This window comes from Streptomyces sp. NPDC026394, from assembly GCF_055567735.1.
This window is the reverse complement of the sequence record NZ_JBVHPX010000001.1, coordinates 442148-457477: the sequence shown is the minus strand read 5'-3', so window position 1 is coordinate 457477 and position 15330 is coordinate 442148. Positions and strand designations below refer to the sequence as shown.

General features: G+C 74.1%; 5 protein-coding genes. 3 read left to right on the top strand and 2 right to left on the bottom strand.

Going from position 1 to position 15330, the window contains the following annotated elements:
* Nucleotides 1–5: 5 nt before the first annotated feature.
* The 3 genes from ACZ4QV_RS02025 to ACZ4QV_RS02015 all read left to right on the top strand — a co-directional run bounded on the left by ACZ4QV_RS02025 (nucleotide 6) and on the right by ACZ4QV_RS02015 (nucleotide 3925).
* On the top strand, nucleotides 6–935 hold the full coding sequence (locus tag ACZ4QV_RS02025) for an ABC transporter ATP-binding protein (RefSeq protein WP_361586268.1): 930 nt from the start codon (nucleotides 6–8) through the stop codon (nucleotides 933–935).
* Nucleotides 932–2557, top strand: a complete 1626-nt coding sequence (locus ACZ4QV_RS02020; protein ID WP_467762485.1) for an ABC transporter permease — start codon at nucleotides 932–934, stop codon at nucleotides 2555–2557. The genes ACZ4QV_RS02025 and ACZ4QV_RS02020 overlap by 4 nt, the downstream gene beginning before the upstream one ends.
* Nucleotides 2558–2782: 225 nt before the next feature.
* On the top strand, nucleotides 2783–3925 hold the full coding sequence (locus tag ACZ4QV_RS02015) for a GDSL-type esterase/lipase family protein (RefSeq protein ID WP_361146526.1): 1143 nt from the start codon (nucleotides 2783–2785) through the stop codon (nucleotides 3923–3925).
* A gap of 14 nt (nucleotides 3926–3939) precedes the next feature.
* Here the strand turns inward: ACZ4QV_RS02015 and ACZ4QV_RS02010 are convergent, their stop codons facing one another.
* Both ACZ4QV_RS02010 and ACZ4QV_RS02005 read right to left on the bottom strand, forming a co-directional pair.
* Nucleotides 3940–4422, bottom strand: coding sequence for an MSMEG_6728 family protein (locus tag ACZ4QV_RS02010; protein WP_361146529.1), 483 nt, complete (start codon nucleotides 4420–4422; stop codon nucleotides 3940–3942).
* 145 nt (nucleotides 4423–4567) lie between these two features.
* A complete protein-coding gene (locus ACZ4QV_RS02005) occupies nucleotides 4568–15265 on the bottom strand; it encodes an amino acid adenylation domain-containing protein (protein WP_467762484.1) in 10698 nt (3565 codons plus the stop codon).
* Nucleotides 15266–15330 lie beyond the last annotated feature (65 nt).

The following is a 15330-nucleotide window of genomic DNA, read 5'->3' as shown; positions in this document are numbered from 1 at the left end:
TGACCGTGCTTCAGCTTTCCGGGATCAGCAAGGTGTACAGGGGCGGCAAGCGCGCTGTCGATGACATGACTCTGCACTTGGGGCCGGGCATGGTGGGGCTCCTGGGGCCGAATGGCGCCGGTAAGTCCTCACTCATGCGGATCGCCGCCACCGTCACCCGTCCCACCAGCGGCAGGGTCTTCTTTCACGGGGACGACGTGGTGGCCAGGCCGGACGGGCTGCGCAGGGTGCTCGGATATCTGCCACAGGATTTTGGTGTCTACCCGCATCTCACCTCGCGCGAGTTCCTGATGTACCTGGCTGCCGCCAAGGGGGTGTCGGCCAAGTCGGCCAAGGCTCGTATCGACGAGCTGTTGGAGCTGGTCAATCTGACCGCGGCGGTCAAGCGGCCGCTGGGCACGTACTCCGGCGGGATGCTGCGCCGGGTGGGGATCGCACAGGTGCTGCTCGGCGATCCGCAGGTCATCGTCGTGGACGAGCCGACGGCCGGGCTGGATCCGGAGGAGCGGGTGCGGTTCCGCAATCTGCTCAGCGATCTCGCGTCGGACAAGGTGGTGCTGTTCTCCACCCACATCGTTTCCGACGTGGAGTCGGTGGCGTCCGACATCGCGGTGGTGGCGGCCGGGCGGTTGCTGCGCCGCGGCACGCCGGAGGCGCTGCTGGGCGAGGTGGACGGGCTGGTGTGGGAGGCACTGGTCGACCCCGCCGCCGTCCCCCAGGTGCAGGCGCGGTTCGTGGTCAGCCGGATGGTGCGTACCGGGCAGGGCGTGAAGGTGCGTCTGCTGTCACCGGGCCGACCGTATGAGGGCGCCGTGCAACTCGCCCCCGATCTGGAGGACGCGTATCTCCACGTCGTCAACGGAGCGGTCGGGTACGGGGGTTCCGACCGCATCCGGCCGGGGCGCGCCGTGGGCGCGGGCGGTGTGAGCCGATGACGCGTGTGCTCTCCGGTCTGGCGGTGGCCGACTTCAAGGACCGGGTACGGCGGCCCGCCTACGGGGTGACGCTGGCCGCCGCCGTGGCCCTGGGATACGTGGCGGTGCCGGACTCGGGCGCCAGGTGGGTCGTCATGCAGCTCGGTGACTACCGCGGCGTCTACAACAGCGCGTACGTCGGTACGGCGACCGCACTGGCTTGCGGGCTGTGGATTTCGCTCGGCGGCTTCTACGTCGTCCGGGACTCCATCGGGCGCGACCGTCGTACCGGGGTGGGACAGTTGCTCGCCGCGACCCCGGTGCGGACCTGGGCCTACCTGGCGGGGAAGTTCCTGAGCAATCTCCTGGTGCTCGCCTCCATGGTGGGCGTGCTCGCGCTGACCGCGCTGGTGATGCAGCTCGTGCGCGGCGAGGACAGGAGTGTGGACCTGGTCGCGCTCTGGCGGCCGTTTCTGTTGCTCGCGGTGCCGCTGGTGGCGTTGGCCGCCGCCTTCGCGCTGTTCTTCGAGGCGCTGCCGCTGCTGCGCGGCGGGCTGGGCAACATCGTGTGGTTCTGCATGTGGGTGGTGCTGGCCGTCGGGGGGCAGGGGCCCGGCCTGCCGTTGGGCGGTATCGGTGTGAACGGTGTCGCCGTGTCGATGTACGAGGACATGCTGGCGCAACGGGCCGAGGTGGACGGCGCGTTCAGTCTGGGTCTGACGTACCTGGACGAGCCGCTGCGGGTGTTCGACTGGCACGGCTTCACGCCGGATGCCGGTTATGTCCTGGCCCGGTTGGCGTTCGTCGGCATCGCGGTGACCGTCGCGCTGCTGCCCGCGCTGTGGTTCCACCGCTTCGACCCGGCTCGCGCCAAGCACTCGGCCGAGCGCCCGCAAGAGCGGGATCAGGCGGCGGGCGGGGGCCCGGCTGTGTTCGTGGACGGGATGCCGCGCCCGGCCGGTGACCGGCGGATTTCCGCCGCCGTGCTGAGGACTCCCCCGCGGCCCGGCCGCGTCCTGCTGCGTCTGTGGGGCGGTGAGCTGCGCATCCTGCTCCAAGGCGTGTCGAAATGGTGGTGGTGGGGTGCCGGGTTCTGGGTGTTTCTCGGCGTCTGCTCGCCGATGCCGGGCGCGACGCGGCTGATGCTGCCGGTGTCCTGGCTCTGGCCGGTCCTGGTCTGGTCGCGGCTGGGCACCCAGCATCACGAGCACGGTGTCGCGGGCATCCTCGGCGCCTACCCGTCGGCGTACCGCAGGGTGGTCGCGGAGTGGGCGGCGGGCGCCACGCTCACCGCGGCGGTGGGCCTGGGCCCGCTGGTCCGGCTGGTCGTCGAAGGTGACGTCACGGGGGTCACCTGCTGGGCCGCCGGCGCGCTGTTCGTCCCGTCGCTGGCGCTGGCCCTGGGCACCCTCAGCCGTACGCACCGTCTCTTCCAGGCGGTCTACCTGCCGCTCTGGTACACGGTCGCCAACGGTCTGCCGGTCTTCGACTTCATGGGCGCCATCCGGATCGAAGGGCAGCCGGCAGGGCTGCCCCCGGCGGTGGTGCTGACGGCGTCGGCGGTGCTGGTCGCGGTGGTCTTCCTGACGGGGGCGATGCGGCGGCTCAATACCGGGGCGGCGCGGCGGCTCAGCCGGGGCTGATGCCCGGTGCCGGCCCCAGTGAGATGCGCTGCACGCGCCGAGAGGAGAATCATGCGGCCCAAGTGCCGAACGTTCATCAGGGGGCCGATCGCCGGCCTCCTCACGGCGGCGGTGCTCGTCGCCACCGGAGGCTGCTCCACCGCTCCCTCCCCCACCCCCCGCTCCGCATCCCCCGGCCACGCAGCCCAGGCGGCCCCACACTGGACGGCGACCTGGGGAGCCTCGATGCAGCAGGCCGTCCCCGACACCCTGGACGAGGAACCCAACTGGTCCGAGGAGGGTTTCGACGACCAGACCGTACGGCAGGTGGTACGCGTCAGCACCGGCGGGACCACGCTGCGCTTCCGGCTGTCGAACGCGTACGGCAGCGGGCCGCTGAGGATCGCCGGGGCCGCCGTGGCCCGGTCCGACGGCGGTGCCAAGACCAAGCCGGGCAGTACCCGACCGCTGACCTTCGGCGGCTCCCGCGCCACCACGGTCCCGGCGGGCAAGGACGCCGTGAGCGACCCGGTGCCGCTGACCGTCGCGAACCTGGAGAAGCTGGCGGTCTCCCTGCGGTTCGCCGGGCCGACCGGACCCGCCACCTTCCACCGCTTCACCACGGCCACGTCCTACCGCGCGGACGGTGATCGGCTCGCCGACGTGGGCAGCGGCGCGTACACCGAGTCCGTCAGGTCCTGGTACTACCTCAGCGCCGTCGATGTGCGGGTACGGTCTGCCCGGTCCCGTAACGCCGTACTGGTCTTCGGCGACTCCCTGGTCGACGGTGTGGGGGCGAGCCCCGGTGCCGAGGGCCGCTTCTCCGACAAGCTCGCGGAGCGGCTGGCCGGTGCCCGCCGTCCGTCCGGCGTGGTCAACGCCGGACTCGCCGGTGGCCGGCTGCTGGCTGCCTCCCCCTGCTTCGGGGAGCGGGCCGCCGTCCGTTTCGAGCGGGAACTGGAGCAGCGGCCGGGGGTGCGGACCGCCCTCGTCCACCTGGGCGCCAACGACCTGGCCGTCGCGATGCCCGGCAGCCCCTGTGCGGCCGACGGCCCCCGGCCCACGCTCCGGCAGCTGACCGACGGTCACCGGGCGCTCGTCAAGCTCGCCCACGACCGGGGCGTCAAGGCCGTGGGGATGACCGTGGTGCCCGTCAGGGGTGCCGTCTTCCCCTTTGCGGACAGCGCCGGTGACCGTCTCCGCCGTCAGCTCAACGACTGGATCCGGGACTCCGGCGCGTACGACTCGGTGCTCGACGCGGACCGGCTCCTGGCGGACCCCGCTCGGCCGGACCGTCCGAGTCCGTCCTATGTGTCGGAGGACGGGCTGCACCCCAATGACACCGGATACTTCGCGGTCGCCTCGGCGGTCGCCCTCGGTCTGCTGTGACTGCGGCGGCCGGGTCAGGTCTCCTTCTGCCCCGTCCCCCGGTCGGACGACGGCCACACGTACGGCAGGCCTTCCGGGACGTCGGGGAAGAGGGTGCGGTAGTGCTCGGGGGCCTTGGTGACCAGGGCGGACCGGTGGCTGCGGTGGAAGGCCGGGTCGCCCAGCCAGTTCGGGAGGTCGCCGGCTTCGGAGAGTTCGGTGTAGGTGCGGACGGGGACGCGGGGGTGGTGGGCGGTGAAGTCCTGGGTGAGGGTCGTGGCGCAGGTGTCCTGGCGGCCGGTGGCGGTCCATTCGCGGCACATTTCGAGGCCGTACCGGACCAGGGCCTCCTCGTAGCCGGCCCACATGCGGACGGCCGGGTGGTGCCGCCAGCCGTAGCCGGGGACGGTGAGTCCGCGCAGGACCTGGAGGGTTTCCACCCGCTGCTTGCCGAGTCGGCGCGCGTCGAGGACGGCGGCGGAGGCCGCGAAGTCGGGGTACGGGAGGAAGGTCTGCATGGGGACAGGTGTAGCCCCTGCACGGGGACCGTGCAGGGGCGGTTGCTTCGTCTGGCCCAGCGGCCGGGCCCAGCGACGGCCCAGCGGCCGGGCGCGGTGACCGGGCCCAGCGGCCGGGCGCGCGGGTCCGGCCGCCGGGTACGTGCTACGGCAGCAGCCCGGACAGCGGGGTGTCCGGGGCGGTGACGGCTGCGGTGAGCAGGGTGATCAGGGACGCCGCCAGGTCCTCCACCGTCTTCCGTTCGAAGAGGTCCGTGTTGTATTCGACGAAGCCGTCGAGGCCGTTCGGGGTGCCTTGGGGGGCGCGCTGTTCGGTGAGGCCGATGGAGAGGTCGAAGTGGGCGACGTGCAGGTCGACGGGTTCGGGGCGGGCGTGGTGGCCGCCGAGGGTGAAGTGGCGTTCGGGGGCGTTGTCGAGGGTGAGGAGGGTCTGGAAGAGGGGGTGGCGGGCGGTGGAGCGGGCCGGGTTGAGGGCTTCGACGAGTTGTTCGAAGGGGAGGTCCTGGTGGGCCCAGGCCGCGAGGTCGGTGGCGCGGACGCGGGTGAGGAGGTCGCGGAAGGTGGGGTCGCCCGAGGTGTCCGTACGGAGGACGAGGGTGTTGACGAAGAAGCCGACGAGGTCGTCCAGGGCCTGGTCGGTGCGGCCGGCGACGGGGCTGCCCAGGGGGATGTCGGTGCCGGCGCCGAGGTGGGTGAGGAGGGTGGCGACGCCGGCCTGGACGACCATGTAGAGGCTGGTGCCGGTGTCGCCGGCCAGGGTGTGCAGGCCCTGGTGGAGGTCGGCGGGGAGGTGGATGGGGAACATGTCGCCGCGGTAGGTGGTGACGTCCGGGCGGGGGTGGTCGAGCGGGAGGGGGATTTCGGCGGGGAGGCCGGCGAGTTGGGTGCGCCAGAAGGCCAGTTGCCGGTTGTACGTGCTGTCGGGGTCCGCCGGGTCGCCGAGGAAGTTCTGCTGCCAGAGGGTGTAGTCGGCGTACTGGACGGGAAGCGGGGACCACTGCGGCTCTTCGCCCGCGCTGCGCGCGTCGTAGGCGGCGGCGAGGTCGCGGGAGAGCGGTGCCATGGACCAGCCGTCGCCCGCGATGTGGTGCAGGAGCAGGAGGAGGACGTGCTCGTCCGGGCCGGTCGCGAAGAGGGTGGCCCGCAGGGGGTGTTCGGTGGTGATGTCGAAGGAGCGGGTGGCGGCTTCGTGCAGGGCGGGGGCCAGGCCGTCGGGGTCCGTCTCGACGACGGTGAGCAGGTCGCGGCCGGAGTCGGGCGGCAGGATGATCTGCTGGGCGGCGCGGGCGCGGCGGGGGAAGACGGTGCGCAGGCTCTCGTGCCGGGCGACGAGGTCGCCGAGGGCGGCCCGTAGGGCGTCGTGGTCGAGTTTGCCGGAGAAGCGCAGGGCGAGCGGGATGTTGTAGGTGGGGCTGGGGCCTTCGAGGCGGTGCAGGAACCAGAGCCGGCGCTGGGCGTAGGAGAGGGGGACGGCGGCCGGGCGGATCGCGGGCTTGACCGGCGGGCGGGTCTGGGCGGTGGCGGAGTCGATGCGCCGGACGAGGGCCGCGACGGTGGGGGCCTCGAAGAGAGCGCCGATGGGCAGTTCGACGTCGAGGGCGGTGCGGATGCGGCTGATCAGGCGGGTCGCCATCAGGGAGTGGCCGCCGAGGACGAAGAAGCTGTCGTCGATGCCGACGCGGGGGACGCGCAGCACGTCGGCGTACAGCCCGCAGAGGATCTCTTCCTTCGGGGAGCGGGGGCCGCGGCCGCCGAGTTCGGAACGGGGGTCGGGGGCGGGCAGGGCCTTGCGGTCCACCTTGCCGTTCGGGGTGAGCGGCAGGGTGTCGAGCGCCACGAGGGCGGTCGGCACCATGTAGGCGGGGAGGCGGTCGCGCAGGTGGCGGCGGAGGGCGGTGGCGTCGAAGGCTTCCCTGGAGACAGGGACGAGGTGGGCGACCAGGCGGGCGTCGCCCGGGGTGAGCTCGCGCAGGTTGACGGTGGCCCGGGCGACCGCGGGGTGGGAGACCAGGACGGTCTCGATCTCGCCGAGCTCGATGCGGAAGCCGCGCATCTTGACCTGGGAGTCGGCGCGGCCGATGTAGTCGAGTTGTCCGTCCGCGGTCCAGCGGACCAGGTCGCCGGTGCGGTACATGCGGGCGCCGGGGGCGCCGAAGGGGTCGGCGACGAAGCGTTCGGCGGTGAGGCCGGGGCGGTCGAGGTAGCCGCGGGCGGGGCCGGTGCCGCCGACGTACAGTTCGCCGGTGACCGAGGGGGCGACGGGGCGCAGAGCGCTGTCGAGGACGTAGACACGCATGTTGTCCATGGGGCGTCCGATGGGGACGGTTCCGGCGATCCGCCGCGGTGCGCGCATCGCGTGGTACGTGGCCGACATGGTGACCTCGGTGGGCCCGTAGACATTGCAGACGCGGGTGTCGGGGCAGGCGTCGAGGATCTTCTGTACGGCGGACGGGGAGGCGGCCTCGCCGCCCGTCCAGACCTGCCGGACGCCCGCGAGCGCGCCGGGGCACTCCTCGGCGAGCAGGTTGAACAGGGCGGTGGTGAGGAGGACCGCGGTGATGTGGTGGGTGGTGAGCAGGGTGCGGTAGTCGTCGGGGGTGAGGTCGCCGGGCGGGGCCATGACGAGGTGGCCGCCGTTGAGGAGCGGTACCCACAGGTCGAAGGTGGAGGCGTCGAACGCGGTGGAGGCGTGGCCGAGCACGGTGTGCCGGGCGCCGTCGGGGCCGTCCTCGCCCCAGCAGTGGTCGGCGGCCAGGGCCACCACGTCGCCCTGGGTGACGGCGATGCCCTTGGGCGCGCCGGTCGAGCCGGAGGTGTACATGACGTATGCGACGGAGTCGGCGTACGCCGTGGGCCCGGCGGGGTCCCGGTCCGGCAGGTCCGTCGCCGTCTCCGCCCAGGCGTCGACGGCCAGGGCCGGGACGCCGGGGAGGTAGGCGGCGGCCGGCAGGTCCTGCTGGGTGAGGACGACGACGGCCTCGGTCTCGGCCGCGATCAGCCGCATCCGGGCGGCCGGGTAGCGCTTGTCGAGCGGTACGTACACGCCGCCCGCCTTGAGGACGGCGAGGATCGCGACGACCAGGTCGGCGGAGCGGTCCAGCAGGACGGCGACGCGGCTCTCGGCGCCGACGCCGTACGCGCCGGCCAGGTGCCGGGCGAGGCGGTCGGCGCGGGCGTCCAGTTCGGCGTAGGTGAGGGTGGTGTCCTGGAAGGTGAGGGCGGGGGCGTCCGGTGTTTCGGCCGCCCTGGCTTCGAACGCCGCCGCGAGGGAGGTGCGCCGCAGCGGCCGGTCGGTGGCGTTGACCTCGCCGAGCAGCAGGGCGCGCTCGTCGGCGGTCAGCACGTCGAGGCGGGCGAGCGGCTGGTCGGGGTCGGCGGTCACCGCGTCGAGCAGGGCGACGAACCGGGCGGCCAGCGCCTCGACCGTACGCCGGTCGAAGAGGTCGGTGCTGTACTCGATCGCGCCGTCCATGCCCGGCCGTTCGCCGTGCGCGCCGCGCCGTTCGGTCAGGAAGACGGACAGGTCGAAGCGGGAGGCGTCGACGTGGACGGGCTCGGTGCGGGCGGGGTGGCCGCCGAGCGTGAACTCGCCTTCGGGCGCGTTGTCGAGGGTGAGCATGGTCTGGAAGAGGGAGTTGCGGGCCGCCGAGCGGACCGGGTTGAGGGCTTCGACGAGCTGCTCGAACGGGAGGTCCTGGTGGGCCCAGCCGGTGAGGGCGGTGCTCCGTACGCGCTGGAGCAGTGCGCGGAAGGTCGGGTCGCCGGAGGTGTCCGTACGCAGCACGAGGGTGTTGACGAAGAAGCCGATGTGATCGTCGAGGGCCTGGTCGGTGCGGCCCGCGACGGGGCTGCCGAGCGGGATGTCGGTGCCGGCGCCGAGGCGGGTGAACAGGGTGGCCAGTCCGGCCTGGAGCACCATGTAGAGGCTGGTGCCGGTCTCGCCCGCGAGGGCGTGCAGGCGCTGGTGCAGCGGCGCGGGGATCTCCCAGGTGATCGAGTCGCCGCGGAAGGAGGCGCGCTGCGGCCGCGGGCGGTCGAAGGGCAGGGCGATCTCCTCGGGGAGGCCCGCCAGTTGCTCGCGCCAGTAGGCGATCTGCTGTCCGTAGACACTGCCGGGGTCCTCGGGGTCGCCGAGGAAGTCCCGCTGCCACAGGGTGTAGTCGGCGTACTGGACGGGGAGCGGCGCCCACCGCGGGGCCTGTCCGGCGCGGCGCGCGTCGTACGCGGTCGCCACGTCGCGGGAGAGCGGCGCCATCGACCAGCCGTCACCGGCGACGTGGTGGAGCAGCAGGAGCAGGACGTTCTCGTCCGGGCCGACGCGGAAGAGCTTCACGTGCAGCGGCAGGTCGGCGGTCAGGTCGAAGCGGTGCCGGGCGCCTTCCTTGAGGAGCGCACGGAACGCCTCCGGGTCGCCGGGGACGTCGTCGGTGACGGTGAGGATGTCGAAGGCGGCCGGGTCGGCGGCCGGGTCGAGGACGACCTGCTGCGGGGTGCCGCCGGTCTCGCGGAAGACGGTGCGCAGGCTCTCGTGCCGGGCGAGCAGGTCGCCGAGGGCGGCGCGCAGCGCTTCCTCGTCCACCGGGCCCTCGATGCGCAGCATGAGGGGGATGTTGTAGGTGGGGCTGGGGCCTTCGAGGCGGTACTGGAACCACAGGCGGCGCTGGGCGTAGGACAGCGGCAGCACCTCGGGGCGCGGCATGGGCCGCAGGGCGCCGCGGGTGCGCGCGGTGGACAGGCCGAGGCGTTCGACCAGGGCTTCGACGGTGGGGGCCTCGAAGAGGGCGGCGACGGGCAGTTCAACGCCGAGGACCGCGCGGATGCGGCTGACCAGGCGGGTGGCGAGCAGGGAGTGGCCGCCGAGGGCGAAGAAGCTGTCGTCGATGCCGACGTTCGTGACGCCGAGGAGGTCGGCGTACAGCTCGCACAGGATCTCCTCCTGCGGCGAGCGCGGCGCCCGGCCGCCCGCGTCGGCGCCGGTGCGGGCCGGGTCGGGGGCGGGCAGGGCCTTGCGGTCCACCTTGCCGTTCGGGGTCAGCGGCAGCGCGTCGAGGACCGTGATGACGGACGGCACCAGGTACGCGGGCAGCCGGGCGAGCAGGTCGCGGCGGAGGTCGGCGGCGAGGGTCTGCCGGGCGGCGTCCTCGGCGGGTACGACGTAGCCGGTCAGGCGGAGGTCGCCGGTGCGGTCGGCGCGCGCCGCCACGGCGGCCTGCCGTACCGCCGGGTGGGCGCCGAGCGCCTGCTCGACCTCGCCCGGCTCGATGCGGTGGCCGCGTACCTTGACCTGGTCGTCGACGCGGCCGACGAACTCCAGCTCGCCGTCGCTCCGGCGCCGTACCAGGTCGCCGGTGCGGTACATCCGCGCGCCCGCCGGGCCGAACGGGCAGGCCACGAACCGCTCGGCGGTCGGCGCGGAGCGGCCGAGGTAGCCGCGGGCCAGACCGGAGCCCGCGAGGTAGAGCTCTCCCGCGCCACCGTCCGGCACCGGCCGCAGCAGCGCGTCGAGCACGAACAGCCGTACGTCGCCGATCGGCGCGCCCAGCGCGGGCAGCGTCCGGCCGGACAGCGGTTCGCCGACGGTGGCGCACACGGTGGCTTCGGTCGGGCCGTACGCGTTGACCATGCGGCGGCCGGCCGACCAGCGTTCCACGAGGTCGACGGGGCAGGCCTCGCCCGCCACGACCAGCGAGACGACGCCGGGCAGCGTCTCCTGGGGCGGCAGGGCGGCCAGCACCGACGGCGGCAGGGTGGCGTGGGTGACGCGCTGCGCGGCGAGCAGGTCCTCCAGGCCGGCTCCCGGCAGCAGCCGCTGCCCCGGCGCCATGACCAGGGCGGCGCCCGCCAGCCACGTCACGCACATCTCGGAGACCGACGCGTCGAAGCTCGGTGAGGCGAACTGCAGCACGCGGCTCTCCCCCGTCACCGCGAACCGCTCGGCCTGCGCGGCGGCCAGCGCGGCGAGGCCGGTGTGGGAGACCACGACGCCCTTCGGGGTGCCCGTCGAGCCGGAGGTGTGGATGACGTACGCCGGGTGGGCCGGGCGCAGGCCGGTGGCGGGGTCGGTGTCCGGATACGCCGACAGGTCCGCCAGGTCCCGGCGCAGCGCGGCGGCGTCCAGGACGAGGGCGGGCGCGGTGTCGGCGAGGACGAAGGCGCGCCGCTCGGCCGGGTAGTCCGGGTCCACGGGTACGTAGGCGCCACCCGCCTTCAGGACGGCGAGCAGCGCGACCGCCAGTTCCGCCGAGCGCGGCAGCGCCACGGCCACCAGCGTCTCCGGGCCCACGCCCTGGCCGGTCAGCCAGTGCGCGAGGCGGTTGGCGCGGGCGTTCAGCTCGCCGTAGGTGAGCGAGACGTCCTCGAAGACCAGTGCCGTGGCGTCCGGTGTACGGGCCGCCTGCTCGGCGAACAGTTCGGGCAGGGTGCTGTGCCGCACCGCCGGGCGGGCGGCCGACGCGGCCTGCCGCAGCCGCCCGTGCTCCTCGCCGGTCAGCACGTCGAGGTGGGCTAGCGGCACGTCGGGGGTGGCGACGGCCGTCTCCAGGACGCGGACGAGCCGGGCGGCGAGCGTGGCGACCGTGGAGCGGTCGAAGAGGTCGGTGCTGAACTCGACGAAGCCGTCCAGGCCGCGCGGTTCGCCCTGCGGGCCCTGGCGCTCCCAGAGGCTGAGGAAGAGGTCGTACTTGGCGGTGCCGGTGCTGACCAGCTCGGTGCGGGTGCGGACGCCGAGCCGGTCGAAGCCGCCCTCGGGGGCGTTCTGCACGGCGGCGACCACCTGGAACAGGGGCTGCCGGCCCGCCGACCGCACCGGGTTGAGGGCCTCGACGAGCTGCTCGAAGGGCAGGTCCTGGTGGGACCAGGCGGCGAGGTCGGTGTCGCGGACGCGGCGCAGCAGGTCGCGGAAGGTCGGGTTGCCGGAGGTGTCCGTCCGCAGCACGAGGGTGTTGACGAAGAAGCCCACCAGGTCGTCCAGGGCCTGGTCGGTGCGGCCGGCGACGGGGCTGCCGAGCGGGATGTCGGTGCCGGCGCCGAGGCGGGTGAGCAGGGCCGCCAGGCCCGCCTGCACGATCATGAACAGGCTGGTGCCGGTGTCGCGTGCCAGGGCGTGCAGGTTCGCGTGCAGTGCGGCGGACAGGGTGAGGTCGAGCGCGTCGCCCCGGTAGGTGGCGTGCCGGGGGCGCGGGCGGTCGTACGGCAGCGCGATCTCCTCGGGGAGGCCGGTCAACTGCCGTTTCCAGTAATCGAGTTCCCGCGCTTGGACACTGGACGGGTCCCGCGGGTCGCCGAGGAAGTCCCGCTGCCAGAGGGTGTAGTCGGCGTACTGGACCGGCAGCGGGGCCCACTGCGGGGCCCGGCCCTGGCGGCGCGCGTCGTACGCCGCCGCCAGGTCGCGTGAGAGCGGTGCCGACGACCAGCCGTCACCCGCGATGTGGTGCAGCAGCAGGAGCAGCACGTGTTCGTCGGGCCCGGTGCGGAACAGCGTGGCGCGCAGCGGCAGTTCGGCGGCGATGTCGAAGGTGTGGCGGGTGGCCTCGCGGAGCAGGCGCCGTACGTCGTCGGGGCCGGTCCGCACCACGGAGAGCACGGACGGCATTCCGGCCACGTCGTCCGGTCCGAGGACGACCTGGTGCGGGGTGCCGTCGGCCGTCTCGTGGAAGACCGTGCGCAGGCTCTCGTGCCGGGCGAGCAGATCGCCCAGCGCGGCGCGCAGTGCTTCGTGGTCCAGTTCGCCGGACAGGTGCAGCGCCGTCGGGACGTTGTACGTGGCGCTCGGCCCCTCCAGCCGGTGCAGGAACCACAGGCGGCGCTGGGCGTACGACAGCGGCAGCGCGTCGGGGCGCGGGACCGGCCGCAGGGCCGGGCGGCCCCCGGAGGCGGCGGCGTCGACGTGCCCGGCGAGCGCGGCGACCGTGGGCGCCTCGAACACGGCGGTGATCGGCAGGTCCACGTCCAGGGCGGTGCGGATGCGGCCGATCAGGCGGGTGGCGAGCAGCGAGTGGCCGCCCAGGGTGAAGAAGTTGTCGTCGATGCCGACCCGCGGCACGCCGAGGACGTCGGCGTACAGCTCGCACAGCACGCCCTCGCGCGGGGTGCGCGGGGCCCGGCCGCCGGTTCCGTCGCCGAGGTGGGTCAGGCCGGGCGCGGGCAGTGCCGCGCGGTCGACCTTGCCGTTGGGGGTCAGGGGCAGGGTGTCCAGCGCGACGAGGGCGGACGGGACGAGGTGGGCGGGCAGCCGGTCGCGCAGGTGCCGGTGGAGGGCGGTGACCAGGGCGGCGGTGGTCAGGGCCGCGCCGGGGTCGGTGGTGTGGGCGGCGAGCGGGCCGGTGAGGTCGCCGGCCGGACGGCAGAGGCCGACGGCGGCCGCCGAGGCGAGGTCTTCCCGCGGTGCGAACAGGACGTCGTACCGGCATCGGCCTTCCGGGCTGTCCGGCGCCCAGGTGGCGGCCGCCCACAGGCCGAGGCGGGTGCCCAGTCCGGTGAGCTGCTCGGGTTCGGCTCCGGCGGTGGTGCCGGGGGCGGCCAGCCGGGAGCGCGCCTCGTCCACCGGCAGGCCCGCCGTGACGGCCGCCTCGGCCGCCGCTTCGCCCGCCAGGCGCGGGTTGGGCACCCCGGTCAGGCGCAGCCGCTGTCCGGGCCGGTCGCGCAGGGCCTGTTCGAGGGTGGTCGCGTCGGTGACGTCCCGGCCCCAGACCAGGCTCGGTACGTCGGCGAAGGAGACCGTGCGGGCGGGCCGCTTGTACAGGACGGCGTCGTAGCGGTGGCGGGTCAGCTCGTTGTGGTGGCGGGTGCCCTTGAGCTGGAGTTCGGCGCCCGTCACGTCCGGCAGTGCGGCGGGCAGTGCGGCGAAGAAGTCGGGGTCGACCAGGAGTTCCTTCTCCAGGCGGACGCTCTGGTCGACGGCCGCGCCGAGGGCGCCCGGTTCGGTGTCCGCTCCGGCGCGGTGCAGTTCGACGGCCGTACGGAAGAGCCGCAGCAGGCGCCGGTTGCGGATGTCGCCGACGAAGACCCGGCCACCGGGGGCCAGCAGGTCCACGGCGTTGCGCAGGACGCGCAGGAAGTAGGCGGCGTTGGGGAAGTACTGGGTGACCGAGTTGATCACGATGGTGTCGAAGTACCCGGTGGGCAGGCCCTCGGTCACGTCGGCGGGCCGGCAGCTCAGCTCGACCTTGCCGGCCAGCTCCGGTACGGCGGCGACCTGGCGGCGCAGCCGCTCGACGGCCGGGGCGGAGAAGTCCGCTCCCCAGTACGCCTCGCAGGCGGGCGCCACCTGCGAGAGCAGCAGGCCGCTGCCGACGCCCGTCTCCAGCACCCGGCGGGGCTTCAGGGCGAGGATGCGCCGGACGGTCTCGGCGCGCCAGTCGCGCATCTCCGCGACGGGGATCGGGGTGCCGTCGTAGCTGCTGTTCCAGCCGCCGAAGTCCTCGCCGAACGGCGGCTCGTCGTCCTGCGCCTTTGCCTCGTCGGCGTAGACCAGGTCGTGCATCTCCTGCCACTCGCCGACCTGGTGCGCGTCGGCCCCGGCGTCCGGCGCGGGGCCGTCGGCCGGTACGACGTAGCCGACCAGGCGGGCGTCGCCGGGCCGGTCCTCGCGGGCGGTGACCACGGCCTGTCCGACCGCCGGGTGGGCGCCGAGCACCTGCTCGACCTCGCCCGGCTCGACGCGGTGGCCGCGTACCTTGACCTGGTCGTCGGCGCGGCCGACGAACTCCAGCGCGCCGTCGGTCCGGCGGCGCACCACGTCGCCGGTGCGGTACATCCGCGCGCCCGCCGGGCCGAACGGGCAGGCCACGAAGCGCTCCGCCGTCAGCCCGGAGCGGCCGAGGTAGCCACGCGCCAGGCCGGTGCCGGTGACGTACAGCTCGCCGGTGCCGCCGTCCGGGACGGGGCGCAGCGCCGCGTCGAGCACGTACAGGCGCACGTCGGCGACCGGTGTGCCGAGGCCGGGCACCACGCGGCCGGACAGCGGCGCGCTCACCGTCGCGCAGACCGTGGTCTCCGTCGGGCCGTACGCGTTGACCAGGCGCCGTCCGGCCGACCAGCGTTCGGCCACGTCGGGCGGGCACGCCTCGCCCGCCACCGCCAGCGCGGTGATCTGCGGCAGGGTGGTGTGCGGCGGGAGGGCGGCCAGGACGGACGGCGGCAGGGTGGCGTGGGTGACGCGCTGTTCGGCGACCAGTTCGGCGAGGCCCGCGCCGGGCAGCAGGTGGGCGGCGGGCGCCATGACGAGGGTGGCGCCGGTCAGCCAGGCGCCGCAGATCTCCGCGACGGATGCGTCGAAGCTGGGTGACGCGAACTGCAGGACCCGGCTCCCGGGCGTCACCGCGAACCGTTCGGCCTGCGCGGCCGCCAGCCCGGCGAGGCCCGCGTGCGGGACGACGACGCCCTTGGGCACGCCCGTCGAGCCGGAGGTGTGGATGACGTACGCGGCGTGGCCGGGCGTGAGGCGCGCGCCGGGGTCGGTCGCGGGGTGGCCGGACAGGTCGCGGGGCAGGGTCTCCTCGTCGAGGACGAGGACGGGGGCCGTGTCGTCGAGGAGGAAGGCGCGGCGGGCCCGCGGGTACTCCGGGTCGACGGGTACGTACGCGCCGCCCGCCTTCAGGACGGCGAGCAGGGCCACGGCCAGCTCCACCGAACGCGGCAGGACCAGCGCCACGCGGGTCTCCGGGCCCACGCCCCGCCCGGTGAGCCAGTGCGCCAGGCGGTTGGCCCGCGCGTCCAGCTCGCGGTACGACAGGGTGGTGTCCTCGAAGGCCAGCGCCGTGGCGTCCGGAGTCCGGGCCGCCTGCCGGGCGAAGAGTGCCGGGAAGGGTTCGGCGGAAACCGTCGCCTGCGTCATGTCGTTCACTGGTCCTCCACTCGTCGGCCGACGCCTGGAGCGGGCCGTTCAACAGATGCGAATGCGCTGATGGG

Bases quoted from the DNA above. Each gene is read 5' to 3' on its own strand.
- ACZ4QV_RS02010 (WP_361146529.1), bottom strand. From the start codon at position 4,422: ATGCAGACCTTCCTCCCGTACCCCGACTTCGCGGCCTCCGCCGCCGTC.
- ACZ4QV_RS02020 (WP_467762485.1), top strand. From the start codon at position 932: ATGACGCGTGTGCTCTCCGGTCTGGCGGTGGCCGACTTCAAGGACCGG.
- ACZ4QV_RS02015 (WP_361146526.1), top strand. From the start codon at position 2,783: ATGCAGCAGGCCGTCCCCGACACCCTGGACGAGGAACCCAACTGGTCC.